Origin of the sequence: Tsukamurella pseudospumae (assembly GCF_001575205.1) — a bacterium.
GTDB classification, from domain to species: Bacteria; Actinomycetota; Actinomycetes; order Mycobacteriales; family Mycobacteriaceae; genus Tsukamurella; species Tsukamurella pseudospumae.
Genome location: NZ_LSRE01000012.1, coordinates 115,691 through 134,896, shown reverse-complemented (window position 1 = coordinate 134,896; position 19,206 = coordinate 115,691). Strand labels below are relative to the sequence as shown.

Annotated in this window: 16 protein-coding genes, 1 pseudogene and 1 riboswitch; of the genes and pseudogenes, 8 read left to right on the top strand and 9 right to left on the bottom strand. The window is 71.7% G+C overall.

Annotated elements, in window-relative coordinates:
* Positions 1-21 precede the first annotated feature (21 nt).
* The 4 genes from AXK61_RS09470 to AXK61_RS09455 all read left to right on the top strand — a co-directional run bounded on the left by AXK61_RS09470 (position 22) and on the right by AXK61_RS09455 (position 4,832).
* The gene (locus tag AXK61_RS09470; RefSeq protein ID WP_068745005.1) at positions 22-1,533 is read left to right on the top strand and encodes a serine/threonine-protein kinase; all 1,512 of its coding nucleotides are present in this window, start codon (positions 22-24) and stop codon (positions 1,531-1,533) included.
* A 16-nt stretch (positions 1,534-1,549) separates the two neighbouring features.
* Positions 1,550-2,395 (top strand): serine hydrolase, encoded by an 846-nt coding sequence (locus AXK61_RS09465; protein ID WP_082789289.1) that lies wholly within the window; start codon positions 1,550-1,552, stop codon positions 2,393-2,395.
* Between the two features lie 78 nt (positions 2,396-2,473).
* Complete coding sequence (locus tag AXK61_RS09460) at positions 2,474-3,331, top strand: LuxR C-terminal-related transcriptional regulator (RefSeq protein ID WP_068745001.1); 858 nt, start codon at positions 2,474-2,476, stop codon at positions 3,329-3,331.
* A 154-nt stretch (positions 3,332-3,485) separates the two neighbouring features.
* Positions 3,486-4,832: an MFS transporter gene (locus tag AXK61_RS09455; protein ID WP_082777994.1), complete on the top strand. Its 1,347-nt coding sequence runs from the start codon at positions 3,486-3,488 to the stop codon at positions 4,830-4,832.
* A gap of 4 nt (positions 4,833-4,836) precedes the next feature.
* Here the strand turns inward: AXK61_RS09455 and AXK61_RS25340 are convergent, their stop codons facing one another.
* The 5 genes and pseudogenes from AXK61_RS25340 to thiO all read right to left on the bottom strand — a co-directional run bounded on the left by AXK61_RS25340 (position 4,837) and on the right by thiO (position 9,714).
* Positions 4,837-6,207, bottom strand: a complete 1,371-nt coding sequence (locus AXK61_RS25340; protein WP_068744999.1) for a TetR/AcrR family transcriptional regulator — start codon at positions 6,205-6,207, stop codon at positions 4,837-4,839.
* 11 nt (positions 6,208-6,218) lie between these two features.
* Positions 6,219-7,511 (bottom strand): ABC1 kinase family protein, encoded by a 1,293-nt coding sequence (locus tag AXK61_RS09445; protein ID WP_082777995.1) that lies wholly within the window; start codon positions 7,509-7,511, stop codon positions 6,219-6,221.
* A gap of 199 nt (positions 7,512-7,710) precedes the next feature.
* A pseudogene (locus AXK61_RS09440) lies at positions 7,711-8,523 on the bottom strand (hypothetical protein); the annotation flags it as partial.
* A complete protein-coding gene (gene thiS, locus AXK61_RS09435; protein ID WP_068744997.1) occupies positions 8,489-8,686 on the bottom strand; it encodes a sulfur carrier protein ThiS in 198 nt (65 codons plus the stop codon). The pseudogene AXK61_RS09440 and the gene thiS, both read right to left, overlap by 35 nt.
* Positions 8,677-9,714, bottom strand: a complete 1,038-nt coding sequence (gene thiO, locus AXK61_RS09430; RefSeq protein WP_068745264.1) for a glycine oxidase ThiO — start codon at positions 9,712-9,714, stop codon at positions 8,677-8,679. Before thiO ends, thiS begins: the two co-directional genes overlap by 10 nt.
* Positions 9,711-9,824, bottom strand: a riboswitch (TPP riboswitch). It overlaps the preceding gene by 4 nt.
* Before the next feature lie 32 nt (positions 9,825-9,856).
* Between thiO and thiE the strand changes: the two genes are divergently transcribed.
* Positions 9,857-10,522: a thiamine phosphate synthase gene (gene thiE, locus AXK61_RS09425; RefSeq protein ID WP_068744994.1), complete on the top strand. Its 666-nt coding sequence runs from the start codon at positions 9,857-9,859 to the stop codon at positions 10,520-10,522.
* A gap of 346 nt (positions 10,523-10,868) precedes the next feature.
* Here the strand turns inward: thiE and AXK61_RS09420 are convergent, their stop codons facing one another.
* Positions 10,869-11,339, bottom strand: coding sequence for an NUDIX hydrolase (locus AXK61_RS09420; protein WP_068571201.1), 471 nt, complete (start codon positions 11,337-11,339; stop codon positions 10,869-10,871).
* Positions 11,340-11,490: 151 nt separating this feature from the next.
* On the opposite strand from AXK61_RS09420, the gene AXK61_RS09415 reads away from it, so the two are divergent.
* The 3 genes from AXK61_RS09415 to AXK61_RS09405 are packed head-to-tail and all read left to right on the top strand — an operon-like array spanning position 11,491 to position 16,199.
* Positions 11,491-12,828, top strand: coding sequence for a hypothetical protein (locus AXK61_RS09415; RefSeq protein ID WP_139057893.1), 1,338 nt, complete (start codon positions 11,491-11,493; stop codon positions 12,826-12,828).
* A complete protein-coding gene (locus AXK61_RS09410; RefSeq protein WP_082789288.1) occupies positions 12,825-13,805 on the top strand; it encodes a glutamate ABC transporter substrate-binding protein in 981 nt (326 codons plus the stop codon). The genes AXK61_RS09415 and AXK61_RS09410 overlap by 4 nt, the downstream gene beginning before the upstream one ends.
* 9 nt (positions 13,806-13,814) lie before the next feature.
* Positions 13,815-16,199, top strand: a complete 2,385-nt coding sequence (locus AXK61_RS09405) for a serine/threonine-protein kinase (RefSeq protein ID WP_068745262.1) — start codon at positions 13,815-13,817, stop codon at positions 16,197-16,199.
* On the opposite strand, the gene AXK61_RS09400 is transcribed toward AXK61_RS09405, so the two are convergent.
* The 3 genes from AXK61_RS09400 to AXK61_RS09390 are packed head-to-tail and all read right to left on the bottom strand — an operon-like array spanning position 16,196 to position 19,205.
* A complete protein-coding gene (locus AXK61_RS09400; protein ID WP_068571204.1) occupies positions 16,196-17,017 on the bottom strand; it encodes an ABC transporter ATP-binding protein in 822 nt (273 codons plus the stop codon). The two genes, AXK61_RS09405 and AXK61_RS09400, sit on opposite strands and share 4 nt — an antisense overlap.
* A complete protein-coding gene (locus AXK61_RS09395; RefSeq protein ID WP_068571205.1) occupies positions 17,014-18,105 on the bottom strand; it encodes a FecCD family ABC transporter permease in 1,092 nt (363 codons plus the stop codon). The genes AXK61_RS09400 and AXK61_RS09395 overlap by 4 nt, the downstream gene beginning before the upstream one ends.
* On the bottom strand, positions 18,102-19,205 hold the full coding sequence (locus AXK61_RS09390) for a FecCD family ABC transporter permease (RefSeq protein WP_156485624.1): 1,104 nt from the start codon (positions 19,203-19,205) through the stop codon (positions 18,102-18,104). The genes AXK61_RS09395 and AXK61_RS09390 overlap by 4 nt, the downstream gene beginning before the upstream one ends.
* Between the last annotated feature and the right edge of the window lies 1 nt (position 19,206).

Here is a 19,206-nt window from a genome sequence, read left to right as displayed (position 1 = left end):
TCGGACTCAGGGAGGAGCGCGATGGACGGGGACGCATCAGGGGCGCGGGCGGGGAGCACGTTCGGCCGGTACCGCCTGGTCCGGCTGCTGGGCCGCGGCGGGATGGGTGAGGTCTACCTCGCGCACGACACCACCAAGGACCGCGATGTCGCGCTCAAGCTGCTCCACGCGAGCGCCGCGCAGGATCCCGGCTTCCGCGAGCGCTTCACCCACGAGTCGCAGACCGCGGCACGGCTGTCCGATCCGCACGTCATCCCCATCCACGACTACGGCGAGATCGACGGCACGCTGTACCTCGACATGCGCCTGGTCGACGGCAGCAACCTCGCCGAGATCGTCGCCGCAGGCCCGCTTCCCGCGGAGCGCGCCGTCGACCTCATCACCCAGGTCGCCTCCGCGCTGGATTCGGCCCACCTGCAGGGCCTCGTGCACCGCGACGTGAAGCCGGCCAACATCCAGGTCACCCCGTCCGGCTTCGCCTACCTCCTCGACTTCGGGCTCGTCGTGACCGGCGACGCCGACCGCCTCACCTCCGCCGGGTTGTTCGTCGGCTCGCAGGCCTACGCCGCGCCGGAGCGGTTCGACGGTGGCGGCGCCACCCCGGCCGGGGACGTCTACTCGCTGGCGTGCGTGCTCTACGAGTTGCTGGTCGGCCGGCCCCCGTTCGCCGCGAGCTCCATCTCCGAGATGATGCGGCACCACCTGCTCTCGGCGCCGCCCCGCCCATCGGTCGACGCACCGCAGCAGCTGCCGGCGACCCTCGACGCCGTGGTCGCCAAGGGCATGGCCAAAGCCCCGGAGAACCGGTACGCGACCTGCGGTTCGCTCGCCCGGGCCGCCGCCTCCGCCCTGCAGGGCACGGCGCAGAGCTGGGGCACCACGACGACGGTGCCGTCGGCGCCGCGCCCGGCGCCACCGTCCTCCGTGCCACCTCCGACGCAGGTCTCCTCCCCCCACAGCGCGCCCGGGTCGAGCGGCGGGCCGCGCTATGTCACGCCGAGCTACGCGCCCCCGGCGTCGTACCCGCCCGCGCCCGCCGCACCGCCGCAGCGGAGACGGTCCGTGGTGCCCGCGCTCGTGATCGCCGCCGTGGTCCTGGTCGTGGCCCTCGTCGCCGCCGTGGCCGTACTGCTCACCTCCGGCGGGCGCAGTTCCTCGCCGACCACCGCCGCGGCATCCACCTCGTCGTCCGTCGAGACCACGACGAGCGCGGCACCGTCGACCACCCCGACGGTCACGAAGGCCGTCCAGCCCGCCAACACCACTATCTGCACGCCCGGCACGGGCGACGCCTTCACCTCGGTCGCGGCCGACAAGGGCAGCGGCGTCGCCGGCGAGCCCTACACCTCGTGCGAGTTCGCCGGCGCGATCGTCGCCGCGTACCGCGCCCGCTTCACGGCGCCGCAGTCCGGGACCGTGGCGGCGGTCAGTCCCCGCGCGCCGGACCTCGGCACCATCTCGATGTCGTGCACCGGCGCGTCCAACATCGTGACCTGCCGGGGAGGGAACAATGCAATCGTCTATATCTACTAGGGCCGCAGCGCTGTTCGTGGTCGCCCTGAGCGCGACGGCCTGCACGATCGGGGACGACGGTGCCGCCGCCCCGTCGTCCGCGAGCTCGACGGCGGCCCCGGCCCCGGCCGCGGCCGGCCCGGGAGGTCCGGCACCGACACAGCGCGCCGATCCGCTGCAGGCGGCGCTGGACCGCGCCGTCGAAGGGATCCCCGGCAGGGCTAGCATCGCCGTCGCGGCCGGCGACCGGGTGGTGACCGCGGGCAATTCCGCCGGGCTCCCGGCGTGGTCGACCTCCAAGGTGCCGCTGGTGATGGCTGCCCTCGAGCGGTCCGGGCAGCAACGGGCCACGGACCGGATGCGCGCCGCGATCACGCAGTCCGACAACGACGCCGCGGAAGCGATCTGGGATTCCCTCGGCACCCCGGCGCAGGCCGGTGCGGCGGTGCAAAATGTCCTCCGCGAGGGCCGTGACACGCAGACCAGGGTGCAGACCGAACCGGTGCGCCCGCCGTTCTCCGCCTTCGGCCAGACACTCTGGACCGACGGTGCCGCAGCGCAATTCGCCGCCCGGATCCCGTGCTCCCCCGCGGGGCTCACCACCCTCGGACTCATGCAACAGGTCGCGGGTAACCAGCAGTGGGGCCTCTACGGGTTGCGCGGCGCGCAGCCGGTCGGCGTCAAGGGCGGGTGGGGCCCGGGCACCGACGGCGCCTACGTCGTACGGCAGCTCGCCGTCGTCCGGACCGAGCGCGGCAGTACGGGCGTCATGCTGTCGGTCCGCCCGGCCGACGGTGCCCTCGCCTCCGGGGAGGCCGCGCTCACCATACTCGCGAACGCGGTCCGCACACAGCTCCGAACCCTCCCCGCGGCCCCCTGCTGACCTCTCCTCGTTCGGACTACACGGACGAATCGGGCATGCGATGATGGATCTTCCCTCTCGTCCGCCCGGAGATCGCAGATGACCGCCCACGGCACGCTCGACAGCGACACGACCCGGGCAGCCCTCCGCACCATTCGTACGCGCACGGAACTTCCAGTGTCCTTCGTCGGCCTGGTCGACGACGACAGGCTCGTCCTGCGCGGCGGCATCGGCCTGCGCACGCCCGCGCTCAGCGGGCTGCCCGTCGCGCGCGGCGCCGGCGTCGGCGGCCACGTCCTGCGCACCGGGCGCCCCACCGCGGTCGCCGATTACGGCACCGCCGGGATCACCCAGCACTACCACGCGCAGGTCCACGCGGAGGGGCTGCGGGCGATGGTCGCGGTGCCGCTGGCCGTGAACGGCGTCGTCCGAGCCGTGTTCTACGCCGCGGACCGGCGCGAGTCCACCTTCGGCGACGCCGTGCTCGGCGCGGTGGCGCGCACGGTTCGCGACCTGGCGTACGAGCTGCGCGTCCGCGACGAGGTCGAGCGTCGAGTACGGTTCGCCGAGGCCGCGGCGGCCGAGCGCAGCGCGCTGGGCGGGGTCGACCGCGAACTTCTGCGGGAGGTCTTCTCCGAGCTCCGAGCGCTCGCCGGGGAGATCTCCGACGGTGCCGTCCGCTCCCGTCTCGAATCCGCATGCGGCCGGATCACCGACTTCGGCCGCGGGTCCGACGGTGCCGCGCCCGCCACCGCGCCCCCGCGCGCCCTCACCGTCCGGGAGCTCGACGTCCTCGCCCATGTGGCCCTCGGCTGCACCAACAGTGAGGTGGCGCAGCGCCTCTCGATCGGCGCCGAGACCGTGAAGGCCTACCTGCGCAGCGCCGCGCAGAAGCTGGGCACGCGCACGCGGTTCGAGTCGGTCACCCGTGCCCGCAGCCTCGGGCTCCTGCCGTAGCGCGGCGCACCGTCGGACCTTCTACCCCCTTTCGGGGGTACCCGGCGTGTGACCCGCATCACTACCGTTCGGGAGGTCCACAGACCCCCGAGGAGCACACGTGAGCGCACCCGAACTCCCCGCCGTCCCCAAGCCCCGGCTCCGCCGGGTGGCGATGGCCAGCTCGATCGGCACCACGATCGAGTTCTACGACTTCTTCATCTACGGCACCGCCGCCGCGCTGGTGTTCCCGACCATCTTCTTCTCCGACATGTCGCCCGCCGTGGCGACCCTGGCGTCGTTCGCCACCTTCGCCGTGGCCTTCTTCGCCCGCCCGGTCGGCGCGATCCTGTTCGGCCACTTCGGTGACCTGATCGGCCGCAAGCGCACGCTGGTGTGGACGCTCCTGATCATGGGAGCCGCCACCGTCGCGATCGGCCTGCTACCCGGCAGCGAGACCGGCGTCTTCGGCCTGTTCCCGGACGGCATCGGCACGCTCGCGCCGATCCTGCTCGTGGTCATGCGCTTCCTGCAGGGCTTCGCCGTCGGCGGCGAGTGGGCCGGCGCGACGCTGCTCACCGCGGAGTACGCCCCGAAGGGCAAGCGCGGCCTGTACGCGATGTTCCCGCAGCTGGGCCCCGCCTTCGCGTTCTTCCTCTCCAGCGGCACCTTCCTCATCTTCACGCTGGTCGCCGGCGACACCAAGGACGCCGACAGCGCGTTCATGACCATCGGCTGGCGCATCCCGTTCCTGATGTCCGCTCTGCTGGTGCTGGTCGGCCTGTGGGTGCGGCTGTCGGTCGAGGAGACGCCGGTCTTCACCGAGGTGCGCAAGCGCGCGCTGTCCGAGATCAACCGCACGCGGCTGCCCTTCCTGGACGCGATCCGCTTCCAGTGGAAGGAGATCCTCATCGCGGGCGGCGCGCTCGCCAGCCTGTTCTCGCTGTTCTACATGGGCACCGCGTTCCTGACGAACTACGCCACCAAGAACCTCGGTTTCCCGCGCACCACCGTGCTGGCGATGGGCATGGTCGCGGCGGTCTTCTTCGGAATCTCGATCGCGGCGTCCGCGGTGTACTCGGACCGGATCGGCCGCCGCAAGGTGATCATGACCTCCTGCGCGCTGGCCGTGGTGTGGGCGCTGGTCCTGTTCCCGATCCTGGACACCGAGTCCCTGCCGATGTACGCCCTCGGTCTGATCGGGACGCTCATCATCTTCGGCATCGCCTACGGTCCGGCCGGCGCCGCGCTGCCCGAGCTGTTCCATGAGCGGTACCGGTACACCGGTGCGGGCCTGGGCTACAACCTCGCGGGCATCTTCGGCGGCGCGATCCCGCCGCTGCTCGCCGCCCAGCTCGTGGCCGACGGCAAGGTGCTGTGGGTGGGCATCATGCTCGCAGCGCTGTCCGCGGTGAGCGTGTTCTGCTGCTACCTCATGGTCGAGACCAAGGACAACGACATCGTCGAGGCCTCCGGCGACCGGGACGACGCGCCCGAGGGCGAGGATCTCGCGGCCGTGTGACCGATCAGTGCGGGCGGGCCCCGCCGAGGAGCAGGTTCGTGACCACACGGGCGCTCTCGGCGGGGCTCGCCACGTCCACCTCGCTCACCATCGCGGCGACCGCGCCCAGCATGTAGCCGAGCCACGCCTCGGCGGCGACGGCGATGTCGATGTCGACGGTGTCCTCGATCAGGCCGGCCGCAGCGCCGGCGGCCAGGATCGCGGCGTACCGGTCGGTGCCCTCGCGATAGAGCCGCAGGTAGTCGTCGAAGGCCTCGGCGTCGACGCCCGGCACCTCGAAGGTGAGGAAGCGGAATTCGTCCAGCCGGGCCGCGATGTCCTGCAGCGCACCGGTGTTGACCGCGAGGATCGCCTCGTACAGCGCGCGGGCGGTCAACGGCTCGTCGAAGGTCGCGGCCGCATCCTCGAGCCGTCCGAGAAGTAGCGTCCTATTCCGGTCGATGAGAACCGACAGCATGTGTCGCTTGCTGTCGAAGTAGTTGTAGAAGGTGCCGTGGCTGACGCCCGCGCGCTCGGTGATCTCCTTGACCCCGACCTCGGCGTAGCCGTTCTCGACGAACTCGCCGATCGCCGCGTCCAACAGCTCCGCGGCTCGTCCTCCCGCTCCGTCCCCGCTCAGTGACCGTGCCTCGCGCGGGGCCGACTCGTCGCCGGAGGGCAGCGGCTCGGCCCTCAGGGCCTCGCGCGCACCGTCGGAGACCAGACCGCTCGCCGACATCCGGACCGCCACGCGCACGTACGCCTGCCGACGTCCGGGATCGGCATCGCCGTTGAGCGCCATGACCAGTCCCGGCACGCCGAGCGCGGGGAGTAGCCGCCCCAACTCGACGGTCTCCGACTCCGGATTGTCGGTGCGGGTCACGATCCACCCGCGATCGCGCGCGTGCGCGAGCGCCCGCCCCATCATCGCGTCGAAGGTCTGATACAGACCGCGGATCCGGTAGCGCAGTTCCTCGTCGACGGTGCCCGCCTGCACCATCACGACCTTGAGGATGTCGGGCCGCGCGTCGACGAGATGGAACAGCCTCTGGCTCAGGGCCTCCACCATCGCCTCGGAGGCTGCGAGGTCGCCCGTCGCGGTCGTCTCGATCACCTCGTCGGGCGAGATCGCCGTCATCAGTTCGTCCACGGAGCGATCGAAGACGAGGTCGAGCAGCTCGCGTTTGCCGTCGACGTAGCGGTACAGGGTGCCCTGTCCCATACCCGCGCGTTTCGCGATGTCGGCGACGGAGGACTGCTCGTAGCCCAACTCCGCGAACACCGCGAACGCCGCGTCGGTCAGCTCGTCCCGGCGCCGCTCCGCAAGGCCGGCCGAGGGCGGCCGGCCGCGGCGGGGCTTGGACCCGTCGCGGACTTCCGACTCCGGTTCCGACATGGTTGAAGACTCTAGCGTGACGGGTTCACCCGGCGCGCACGCCACTCTGCAATCTCAACCCCCATGGCCGTCGTCGGCCCCGTGATCCCCAGGACCTCGCACGCCACGTCCCGCCACGCGGCCGTCGCTCGCAGCTCACCGAGCAACGCGACCGTCGAGATGTCGGTGCGCCGGCCGAGGGCATGGGCCTCCTGCAGCATCTGGCCCTCGAACTTGTCGAAGAAGCCGCCGGCCGGCAGGGTCGCGGTGATGACCGCGTCGCGCGCGGTCCGCGGCGTCACGGTGATCTCACCCTCGTGGATGTGCCAGCCGACCACCTTGTCGATGTACTCGGCGAGGTCCTCGGAGGTCATGAGGTCCGGGCGGCCGATGAATCCCGCCTGCACCGCGAGACGGTGCACCTGCTCGTGCTCGCCGCGCAGCAGGGCCGTGAACAGCTCCTGCTCGAACTCGTGATCGGCGGGGCTCAGGTGCACCGTCATGCCGAAGTCGACGAAGCCCGCCCTCCCGTCCGCGAGCACGATCACGTTGCCGGGGTGCGGATCCGCGCAGAAACGCCCCGTCCGATACATCTCACCGCAGTAGAACCGGTAGATCGCCTCCCCGAGCCGGTTCCGAACGGCCGGGTCGTCGTCAAGGGCCTCAGCGAAGGGCTTCCCGTCGAGGAACTCGGTGACCAGCACCCGGTCGGTACACAGCTCGTCGACGGGTTGCGGCACGGCGATCGACGGATGTCCGGCGAACAGGTCCGCGAAGTAGCGGTGGTGGTCGAGCTCGGCGACGAAGTCGAGCTCTGCCATCACCTGCCGCGAGATCTCCTCCGACAGTTTCTCCGCGTTGGACGCGGGGATGTACTTGCCGAGCACCTTCATCAGCAGGCGCATGTTCTTCAGGTCCGCCCGGACCATGGCCTGGACGCGGGGGTACTGGATCTTGATCGCCACGGCGCGCCCGTCGTCGAGCACACCGCGATACACCTGGCCGATCGACGCGGCCGCGATCGGACCCTCGAGCGAGACGATCCGGCCGCGGCGCTCGCCGAGCTGATGATCCAGGAGTTTCATCATCTCGGCGTCGGTCCACCGCGGCGCCGATCGGAACAACGGTTGCAGCCGCTGCGCGAACTCATCGCGCGCCGCGCCACTCGTGATGCCGATGTCGATCACCGCGAGCAGCTGGCCGAGCTTCATCGCGGCGCCGCGCATCCCGCCGAGCACCGTCACCAGGTCGTCGGCGAGGGCCAGGATCATCGCATCGCGCGCGTCCCGGTCCGCCTGCTCGTCGCGGAATCTGGAGGCGACCATCGTGCCCGCCGTGCGCGCCGCGTGGCGGACGGCGACACCACCGATCTGGGCACCGCGCCGCACCCTCCCTGTCGCAGCGGCCGATTCGGTGTCGAGAGGCTCCCCGCGTTCACGCCGTGCCACGGCCGGCCCCCACCCCGAGTCGCCCCGCGGTCGGAGACGCTCCACTGCCACGACCACCGCTCGCCCCGGTTCCCAGCCGCCCTTCCACCGGGGATGACGCCCTCGCCCATCGCCGCTGGGGGATCCGCCCGGCCCCGCGCGCGAGGAGCCCGGCCTCGACGGCCAGCCGCATCGCCGTCGCCATCGCCTCCGGTTCGGCCGCCCGAGTCACCGCCGATGCGAGAAGCACTGCGTCGCAACCGAGTTCCATCGCCAGGGCCGCATCGCTCGCGGTGCCGATCCCCGCGTCGAGGATCACGGGGACCTCGCTCTGCGCCACGATCATCTCGATGTTGTGCGGGTTGAGGATCCCCAGCCCGGTGCCGATCGGCGCCCCCGCGGGCATCACCGCGGCGCAGCCGACGTCCGCGAGGCGGCGCGCCAGGATCGGGTCGTCGTTGGTGTAGGGCAGCACGGTGAAGCCGTCGGCCACCAGCTCCTCGGCGGCCTCCACCAGCGCGACCGCGTCGGGCAGCAGGGTCTCGTCGTCGCCGATCACCTCGAGTTTGATCCAGTCGGTGTGCAGCGCCTCCCGCGCCAGTCGCGCGGTGAGGACCGCCTCGGCCGCGCCCAGGCAGCCGGCGGTGTTCGGCAACGGCACGATGCCGAGCTCACGGATGAGGTCGAGGACCCCGCCGCCCTCCGCCAGGCTGGTACGGCGCAGCGAGACCGTGGTCATCTCGGTCCCCGAGGCGACGAGCGCCGCCCGGAGGTGATCCAGGTTGGCGCTACCGCCGGTGCCCGTGATGAGCCGCGAGCCGAAGGCGCGGCCACCGATCACCAGCGGCTCGACGGGCGGGGTGCTCGGCGCCGTGTCAGCCACCCTGGACCGCCGTGAGCACCTCGACATCGGCGTACGCCGGCAGGGCCTCGTCCCACCGCGACCGCGGGTGGACGGCGCCGTTCACCGCGATCGCGACGCCCTTGTCGGGCAGCCCGAGCTGCTCGAGCAGCGACTCCGCGGACGTCCCGTCGAGGACCTGCCGGTCCTCGCCGTTCACCGTCAGCTCCATGCGTGCACCTCCTGGTCGAGAACCATATCCGCCGCGCGCGCCCCGGTGACGGGAGCGAGCAGGATGCCGTTGCGGCCGTGTCCGGTGGCGGCGAAGACGCGCCCGCCGACCGGCGCGATCACGGGTACATTGTCCGCCGTCGTGGGGCGCAAGCCCGCGGTGACCTCGAGCAGGTCGTACTCGCGGAGGAAGGGCAGCACCGTGAACGCGTCGTCGAGCAGGTCCACCACCGGGCCGACGCGGGGCGCGAGGTCGCGGTCGTTCTCGTACTGGGTGGCCCCGACGACCACGCCGTCGGGGCGCGGCACCACGTACACCTGCCGGCCGTGCACGCGGGCCCGGACGGTCACCGTCGGCGGGGGCAGACAGGACGGGCCGCACCGCAGCCGCACCACCTCCCCCTTGACGGGGCGGACCTTCAGGTCCGCAGCCAGGGCCCCGGAAGCCGAACCCGCACAGACGATCACGGCATCGCCGCCCAGGTCCTCCAGGCCCGACGGTCCGCCGACGGCGTCCGCCCGGAACGCGACCCCGGCGTCGGCGCAGGCCGCCGACAGGGCGCGGTGCACGAGGCGGTTGTCGACGGCGATCTCCCGCGGTGCCGTCGCGGCGGCCCGGATCCGCGGGGCCGCACCGGGCACCGTCCGGATCGCGACCGACGGGCGCAGCGGCCCGAACAACTCGTCGTCGCCGACGGCGGCCGTGACGGTCGCGAGGTCGGCGGCGTCCCCGTCGTCCATCGCCAGCCAGACGGTGCCGCGGGCGGTGATCAGCGGACCGTCGGCGTAGGGCTGGAGGGCTGCTGCGAAATCGGCCCACAGTCCGAGGGATTCGACGCCGAGGGCGTACAGCTCCTCCTCCCCCGGCCACGCTTCCGAGTACGGGGCGATCATGCCGCCCGCGACCCAGGACGCCCCGGAACCGGGCTCCGGATCGACGACGGTGACGGCGCACCCCCGGCGCGCCAGCGACCACGCCACAGTGAGGCCGACGGTTCCGCCGCCCACGACCGACACGCTCTTGTTCATCCGCACGGGATCCTTCCTTCGCCGGCATTACCCGGATCAGGTCTGACGGTCAGGGGCGGCGCGTGCCCCACTCTCAGCCCCGCGACCTCGGGACTCCCGTGTGTACGTCCGCCACCCTACTCCCGGCGCCTAGGGTTGGGGCATGGTCTCCCCACGCGAGCGGCTCGCCTCCTCCTCCCTGTACCTGTGCACCGACGCACGTCGCGAGCGCGGAGACCTGGCGGAGTTCGTGGCGGCGGCGCTGCGCGGCGGCGTCGACATCGTGCAACTCCGCGACAAGGGCTCGGCGGGTGAACGCGAGTTCGGAGCGCTCGAGGCTGCGCAGGAGATCGAGATCGTGGCGCAGCTGCGGGAGATCGCCCACGAGCACGGCGCGCTGATCGCGGTGAACGACCGCGCCGACATCGCGCTCGGTGCCCGTGCCGACGTGCTGCACCTGGGCCAGGACGACCTGCCGGTTCCCGTCGCGCGCGCGATCGTGGGACCGGACGTCGTCATCGGCCGGTCGACGCACGACGCCGCGCAGGCCCGGTCCGCGGCGGTCGAGGACGGCGTCGACTACTTCTGCACCGGCCCGTGCTGGCCGACCCCCACCAAGCCCGGCCGGTTCGCGCCGGGCCTGCCGCTGGTCCGCGAGACGGCGGCCGCCGCTCCCGCGCGAAGGTGGTTCGCCATCGGCGGCATCGACCTCGAGCGCGTACCGGAGGTGACCGCCGCGGGCGCGAACGCGATCGTCGTGGTCCGCGCCATCACCGCCGCTGCGGACCCCGAGGCCGCCGCCCGCGCCCTCAAGGCCGCCCTCGGCTGATCGCTCACGGACAATTTCGTTCGGGGTGGGAGATCGGGCGTTCCGTGGGGGGGACTCGGCACCGCGTGGGCCACGGTATGCGACATCTTTCGAAGCGTTCTGCGACGGGATCGGCCCGATTCGTCGCAGAACGCTTCGAAAGATGTTGAGTGGCGACGCCACGCCGGCGCGCACCGGGCAAGGTTCGACAGCCACGGCCTCACACCCGCCGTCTCAGCAGCAGCGGTATTCGCGCCCTGCATAACGCTCCGAAGAAGCAGGCCACTGAGCTGCGCAAACATGGGCATACAGCCCGCGTATGACTGCGCGCAAAGACACTCCACGCCGACTGGAGGAGGCGGGGCGGCTACTCGCCGGCGAGAGCGCGGACCTGGACCTGCAGTTCCGGCCAGGCGGTGGCGAAGGCCGGATGCAGTTTGCGGTCGGTGACGGAGCCCAGTGCGACCCACTCGAGGGCGGTGGACTCCTCGTTCGGCACCAGCTCGCGCGGCTCGACGAGACGGGCCAGCACCGTCGTATAGGTCCACCCGACGGCGGAGCGGGCGGTGACCACCTCGGACAGCACCTCCAGAGAAGTGGGCGGCAGGCCCGTCTCCTCGAAGGCCTCGCGGAGTGCTGCGTCGGCGGCGGACTCGTGCGAGTCGCGCGCGCCGCCGGGCAGCGCCCACGTGCCGCCCTGATGACTCCACCACGCTCGGTGCTGCAGTAACACGCTGCTCTCGTCGGGCGACAGAGCCAACAGACCCGCCGCGCCGAACCGGCCCCAGAACCGGGAACCGTCCGGGTCGCGCACCCAGCCGTTCCCGTCACCCAACATGCACCCCACCGTAGCCGACGAACCGCGGACTCGGGCGAGGACAAAGCGCGTCATGCGCGCCGATCCAGTGGGGTCGCGCGATAGGGTCGAAGCACGTTGTCCGTAGTGGCCCGACCTCGGCCGGAGGGTGAACTTCAGGAAGGAGCAGACGGTGACAGCCCAGGCGTCGAAGAATCGGCAGCTGTCGTCCCTGCGCCTCCGATCCTTCCCCGAGTCATCGGTTTTCGGCGAGCTCCGTGAGTTCTTCACCTCCAGCCCCGGCAAGCTCGTGTCGATGACCCTGGTGCTCATCACCATGTGCCTGTTCACCGGATGGTTCACCTCGGCCGTGCAGCTTTCGCGCACCGAGGTGCTGCAGCAGAACCTCGCCGACTACGAGCCGCGCGCCCACGCCGCCCAGGTGCTCTACAGCTCTCTGTCCGCGGCGAACGAGTCCGCGAACGCGGCCTTCGTCGCCGGCGGCCTCCCGTCCGACGAGATCCAGAGCAGCTACAGCCTCGCCGTCGCCACCGCGGGCAAGGCGCTCATCACCTCCGCCACCAGCCTGCCGCCCGAGGACGGGCGCGCGCACGGCAACCTCGACACCATCGCGATGAACCTCCCCGTGTACACCGGCCTCGTCGAGACGGCCCGCACCAACAACCGGCTCGACAACTCGGTGGCGGCGGCCTATCTCGCGACCGCCTCGACCCTCATGCAGGACACCCTCCTGCCGGCCGCGGAGAGCTTCTACCGCGAGGAGACGGAGAACCTCCGAGACACGCACGCGAAGTTCGCCTCGCCGCCCTGGGCCGTGTTCGGTGTGCTCGGGATCGCGCTCGCATCGTTGCTGCTCACACACGAATACCTCGCACGCCGCACCCAGCGCCGGATCAATCGCGGGCTGGTCGTCGCTGCGGCGGCGCTCACCATCGCCCTGACATGGGTGGCGGTCGCGGGCCTCGCATCGTCGACCTACTCCCTGCGCGCCGAGCAGCGCGGCACCGCAGCGGTGGACGCGCTGTCGCAGGCCCGGACCCTCACCCAGAAGGCGCGCTCGATGGAGACCATGGCGCTCGTGCAGCGCGGCGCCGGACGAGGTGTACCACCGAGCGCCTTCGCCGAGACCCTGCAGCAGGCGCAGTCCGAGCTCGAGTCGCTGGGTACGCCCGACGCCGAGATCTCCGCGGCGGTCGAGGCCGCCAGGGCCGACGCCGCGCACTGGATCTCCGCGCACCAACAGATCGCCGCGCGGGAGGCCACGGGCGACTACCTGGGCGCGACGCGGCTCGCCATCGGCTCGGACCCCGGCTCCGCGGCCGTGGCCTACCGCTCGCTCGACGAGCACCTCACCGCTGCGATCGACCGGGCCCGAACCCTGTACCGGGACAACGTCAACACGGCACGCTTCGCCATCGCGTTCTCCGGCCCCAGCGCCTTCGTGCTGTGCGTGCTGGCGGCGGCGGGCGTCGCCGCCGGCTTCTACCCCCGGGTGAGGGAGTACCGATGATGCGCAGGCTGCTCGGCGGAATCGCCCTCGGCACGGCCGTCGCCCTCGCGTCGACGGGGTGCGTGGTATCGGCTCCCGAGGCCCCGGGCGACGCGGTCACGGCGTACTCCCAGCCGGTGCCGGGTTCCGGGTCGGTCGTCCCCACCGACGCCCCGATCCCCGCCGAGGTGTCCATGTGCCCCGGTACCCTGGCACCGTCGGGCCTGCCGCCCGCGGGCCAGATGGTCCCCGGCACCACGATGGCGACCATCCACGATCGCGGCCGGCTCATCGTCGGCATCGACATCGGGTCGAACCTGCTGTCCTTCCGCGATCCGATCACGGGCGAGATCAAGGGTTTCGACGCCGACATCGCGCACCAGATCGCCGCCGCGATCTTCGGCGACCCGAACCGGATCCACTTCCGGATCCTCTCGACCGCGGATCGCCAGAAGGCACTCGAGGACGGCACCGTCGACATCGTGGTCAAGACCATGTCCGCGACCTGCGACCGCGCCAGGACGGTGGCCTTCTCCGCCACCTACTTCATCGCGCAGCAGCGGATCCTCGCGCCGCGCGGCGCTCCGATCAACACGGTCGGCGACCTGTCCGGGCGGCGGGTGTGCGAGGTGCGCGGCACCACCTCGCTCGACCGGGTGCGGCGACTCGTGCCGAGCGCGAGCGTGGTCGCCGCGGATTCGTGGTCGGACTGCCTGGTGATGCTGCAGCAGTCGCAGGTCGACGCCGTCTCGACCGACGACGCCATCCTCGCCGGGCTGGGGCAGCAGGACCCGAACCTGACGCTGACGGGGCCGTCCATGGGCCTCGAGTACTACGCCGTCGGGATCGGGAAGAACCGACCGGACCTCGTACGTTTCATCAATGGGGTGCTGCTGCGGATGGCCTTCGACGGCACGTGGATGCGCCTCTACAACCAGTGGTTCGCGCCGTCGCTGGGCCAGGTGTGGTCGGCGCCCGCGGCCAGGTACGAGGGGTAGGTGAGCACGATGAGCGACGAGGCCGAGGAGGCGGAGCGCACGCAGGCGCAGGTCGTCGTGTTCGACGAGGACGACGAGGGCCCGGGCACCGTCGGCGCTCCGATGGACGGGCTGCTGGACGACGAGGACGAGGGCACCGTCGGGGCACCGATGGAGGGGTTGTTCGACACCGAGCCCCCGCCCGTCGGCACCCAGGTGACGACGGTGCCGCCCCCGGCCCCGGCGGTCCAGACCGAGGCGACGCCGCGGTTCGGGAACGGACCCGTCCGCGCAGCGAGCACGACGCGCGTCGCGGCCCGCCGCCGCGTGGGCGGCGGCCTCGTCGAGATCCCCCGGATCACCGAGGTCGACCCGTCCGAGGCGATCCGGACCAACCCGATCATCGCCGAGGGCAAACGGTACTGCTGGAACTGCCGCAAGCCCGTCGGCCGCGCCCACGACGGCGAGCCCGGCGCACTGATCGGCACCTGCCCGCACTGCGGGGCCCGGTTCTCGTTCGAGCCCGCGCTCAAGCCCGGCGACATCGTGGCGGACCAGTACGAGATCCAGGGCGCGATCGCGCACGGCGGCATGGGATGGATCTACCTCGCGACCGACCTCAACGTGGTGGACCGGCCCGTCGTGCTCAAGGGCCTGCTCAATTCCGGCGACGCCCAGGCGCAGGCGGTCGCGGTCTCCGAGCGCCGGTTCCTCGCCGAGATGACGCACCCGTCGATCGTGAAGATCTACAACTTCGTCGAGCATCCCGATCCGGACGGCACCCGGATCGGCTACATCGTGATGGAGTACGTGCCGGGCAAGACCGTCAAGGACATCCTGTCGGAGGCGGAAGCGGGCGACGGTCCGCCGTCCGCGGCGCGGGTGGAGGTCGAGCAGGCGATCGCGTACATCCTCGAGGTGCTCCCCGCCCTCGGCTACCTGCACAGCCTCGGCCTCGCCTACAACGACCTCAAGCCGGACAACATCATGATCAGCGAGGAGGACGTCAAGCTCATCGACCTCGGCGCCGTCGCCCCGCTCGGCGGCTACGGCTACATCTACGGCACGCCCGGCTTCCAAGCGCCGGAGATCGCCAAGACCGGGCCGTCGATCGCCTCCGACATCTACACGGTGGGCCGCACCCTCGCGGTCCTGGTCGCCGACGTGCCGATGGAGAAGGGCCGGTACGTCGACGGTCTGCCCTCCCCCACCGAGGATCCGACCCTCGCGCAGTACAACTCGCTGTACCGGCTGCTGGTGAAGGCGACGGCGGAGAACCCGGACGAGCGGTTCTCCTCGGCGGCCGAGCTCACCGATCAGCTGCTGGGTGTGCTGCGGGAGTGCCTGTCCACCAAGTCGGGTGAGCCTCGGCCGGGCCTGTCCGTGGTGTTCACGCCGCAGCGCTCGACCTTCGGCGTGGAGCTGATGCTGCGCGCCGTCGACCCCGACCCCGAGGTGCACGACGACCGGCTCCGCGCCCCGGAAGTACTGGCCGCACTGCCGATCCCGATCGCGAACCCCGCCGACCCCGCAGCGAGCGTCCTCGCGCTGACGATGCGCAGCGATCCCACCCAGATCCTCGACTCGCTCGCCGAGCTGCGCGAGGCGATGGCGGGCACGGTCGAGATCGATCTGGCCGAGGCGCGCGCACACCTGGAGTTGGGCGAGGTCGACGCCGCGACCACGCTGCTCGACTCGCTGGCTGCGCGCGAGCCGCACCGCTGGCAGGTCACCTGGTACCGCGCCGAGACCGCGCTCATGCAGGGCGACTACGCGGCGGCCTACGACTACTTCGAGACGGTGACCGACCAGGCGCCGGGCGAGGCGGCACCGAAGCTCGCCGCGGCGGTGGCCGCCGAGTTCTGTTACATGTCTGGCGAATCCGATCCGGAGGGCTGGCTCGACCGCGCCCGCTGCCGGTACGAGAACGTGTGGCGCACCGATCGCGGCATCATCTCGGCGGCCTTCGGCGCCGCCCGGATGCGCCGCGCCGCAGGCGATATCGCGGGCACCGTCGAGATCCTGGACCAGGTCCCGTCCACCAGCCGGCACTACCACAACGCGCTGTGCAGCTCGGTGGTCGCGCTGGTGCACGGCCGCGATCTGGCCGAGGTCACGGAGGCACAGCTGCACGAGGCCGCGCGCCGCGTGCGCACGCTCCCCAAGTCCGAGTTCCGTCGGATGCAGTTGCGCGCGTTGGTCCTCGGCGTCGCGCTGGGTTGGGTGCAGCACCGCAATCAGCACGGTCGGCTCGACGGCACGGGCACCCTGCTCGACCACGCCCTCACCGAGCGCGGGCTGCGCAAGGCCACGGAGAAGTCGTTGCGCGAGATCGCCGCGCTCGCCGAACGCAAGCGCCAGCGCCACGCGCTCGTCGACCTCGCGAACGCGATCCGCCCGCGCACGTTGTTCTAGCCGGTGCGGCGCGCGCCGATCGGGATGATGCACGGGCGGCCGGGCGCGACGGGATCGTCGATCACCGTCGAGTGCAGGCCGAAGGTCTCGCGCAGCATCTCCTCGCTGATCACCTCCGCGGGCGATCCCTGGGCGACCACGGCACCGTCGCGCATGGCGATGATGTGGTCGCTGTACCGGATGGCGAGGTTCAGGTCGTGCAGCACCATGACGACGGTCCGCCCCTGGCTGCTGAGCTCGTCGACCAGGTCGAGCACGTCGAGGGCGTGCGAGAGGTCGAGGTAGGTGGTGGGCTCGTCGAGGAGCAGCAGGTCGGTGCCCTGTGCGAGGGTCATGGAGATCCAGACCCGCTGCCGCTGGCCGCCGGAGAGCGAGTCGACGGGGCGATCGGCGAGGTCGCGCACGCCGGTCTGCTCGAGCGCGGCGTCGACGACCTCCGCATCGTCGGAGCTCCACTGCCGCAGCCAGGTCTGGTGCGGGTGCCGGCCGCGGGCAACGAGGTCGCCGACGGTGAGTCCCTCGGGCGCCAGCGGGCTCTGCGGCAGCAGGCCCATCGTCGTCGCGATCTGCTTCGTCTTGAGCTTCGCGATGTCGGCACCGTCGAGCACGACGTGACCGGACGAGGGCTTGATCAGACGCGCGAGGGTGCGCAGCAGCGTCGACTTGCCGCACCCGTTCGGCCCGATGATCGTCGTGACCACCCCGGTGGGGATGTCAAGGTCGAGGTCGTCGAGGACCGTGGTGTGGCCGTACCCGGAGGAGACCTTGCGGGCGCCCAGGCGCGACGGTGCCGTCGTCGCGGTATCGGTGGTGGTCACTTGGCCCCCTTGAGGTTCTGGCGGACGAGCAGGTAGACGAGGAACGGGCCGCCCACGGCGGCGGTCACGATGCCCACGGGCAGCGCGACGGAGAACAGGGTGCGGGCGACGAGGTCGGCGCAGGCCAGCAGTGCCGCGCCCATGAACGCGGACGGGATGAGCGGTGGCGTGGGCAGCCTGGTGAGCCGCATCGCGAGCTGCGGGGAGACGAACGCGACGAACGCGATCGGTCCGGCGGCGGAGACGCCGGCCGCCGCGAGCAGGACCGCCGCGATGAGCAGGATCGCCCGGGTCCAGCCGAGGCGCACGCCGAGGCCGAGGGCCACGTCGTCGCCGAGCTGCACGGCGCGCAGTGCGAACGCCGCACCGAGGGCCAGGATCACCGCGGGGACCGCGATCCCCAGCGCCGACCACACGTCGGTCCAGCTGCGGCTCTCCAGTGAGCCGACCAGCCACGCCTGGGCGCGGGCCACATCGCGGATGTCGGCGCGCACCAGCATCCAGTCGATGAGCGCGCGCATCAGCGCGGTGATCGCGATGCCGACGAGGATGAGCCGCATGCCGTCGACCCCGCCGCGCACGGCCAACAGGTACACGAGTGCGCCGGTGGCGAGACCACCCGCGAGCGCGACGATCGGCAGTCCGACACCGTTGTTGAGCGTCGTGGCGAGGGTGCCCGTGGAGGTCACGAGGAAGACCGCCGCCACGCCCGCGCCGGCGGTGATGCCGAGGATGTCGGGGCTGGCCAGCGCGTTACGGGCGATCGACTGGACGATCGCCCCGGACATGCCGAGCGCCGCGCCCACGATGATCGCGACCAGTGCCCGCGGCATCCGCAGCTCCATGATGATGAAGTGCGTCATCGAGTCGCCGCGGCCGACGAGGGCCTGCAGCACCTCGCCGAAGGTGAGCGGGAAGGCGCCGATCCGGATGCTGGCGCAGAACGCGACGAAGGCCACCGCCGCGATGATCGCGGTGACGATCACGGGCCAGGGTCGCCACACGAAGGAGACGACGGTGCCGAAGCGCAAGCCGGGCTGGATCGGCGGCTTCTTCGCCACGTCCGTCCGATCGATCGTCGTGCTCATACCCGGACCGCCTTCCGCCACCACACGAGTCCCACGAAGAAGGGCGCACCGACCATCGCCACGACGATGCCCACCTCGAGCTCGCCGGGCCGGGCCACGACCCGGCCGACGATGTCGGCCGCGAGCAGCAGCCAGGCGCCCATGAGCGCCGAGTAGGGCAGCAGCCAGCGGTAGTCGGGGCCGGTGAAGTACCGGACGATGTGCGGCACCATGAGGCCGAGGAAGGCGATGCTGCCGCACGCCGCCGTGGCCGCGCCGACGAGGATCGTCACCGCCACCACGCCGACGGTCCGCGCGAGGTTGATGTTCAGGCCCAGTCCCTTGGCAACGTCGTCGCCCATGTTGAGGAGATTGACGGCCGGGCCGTTGGCCAGGGCGAGGATCACGCCCAGCAGGATCGGGAGGGCGACGACACCGATCACGTCGTAGCCGCGGCCGACGACGGCACCCGCGTTCCAGAACCGCAGCGTGTCGAGCGAGGCGTTGTCGCTGAGCGCGATCGCCGAGGTCATCGAGCTGAGGAAGACGCTCACACCGGTGCCCGCGAGCACCAGCGTCAGCGGCGAGGACACGCCACGCCCCATGCTGGAAAGGCCGAAGACGACCACCGCGGCGATCGCCGCGCCCGCGAACGCGAACCACACGTACTGGATCGGCGCGGTCAGTCCGCCGAGGAAGGTCGCGCAGACCACGGCGAACGCCGCGCCCTGCGTGATGCCGAGGATGCCCGGGTCGGCGATGGGATTGCGGGTGTGGCCCTGGATCAGGGAGCCGGCCAGCGCCAGCGCAGCGCCGGCGATGAGCGCCAACAGCGTGCGCGGGACGCGCAGCGTCTGGATGATGATCGCGGCCTGGTTCAGTTCGGCGTCGGCCGGGTTCGGGCCGGTCGTGTACCGGTGCCACAGACCGGCCCACACGTCCGACGGTGCCAGACTGCGCGAGCCGATCGCGAGCGACGCGATCACGGTCACCACGAGTAGCACGATCAGCACGGCGAGCCCGACCGTGCGGCGCCGTCGCCGGGCGGCGCCGGAGGTGGACTCCGGGCGCGCGGGAGGCGTCGCCCCGGGGGCGGCCTCCTCAGTCGATGTAGCGGTCACA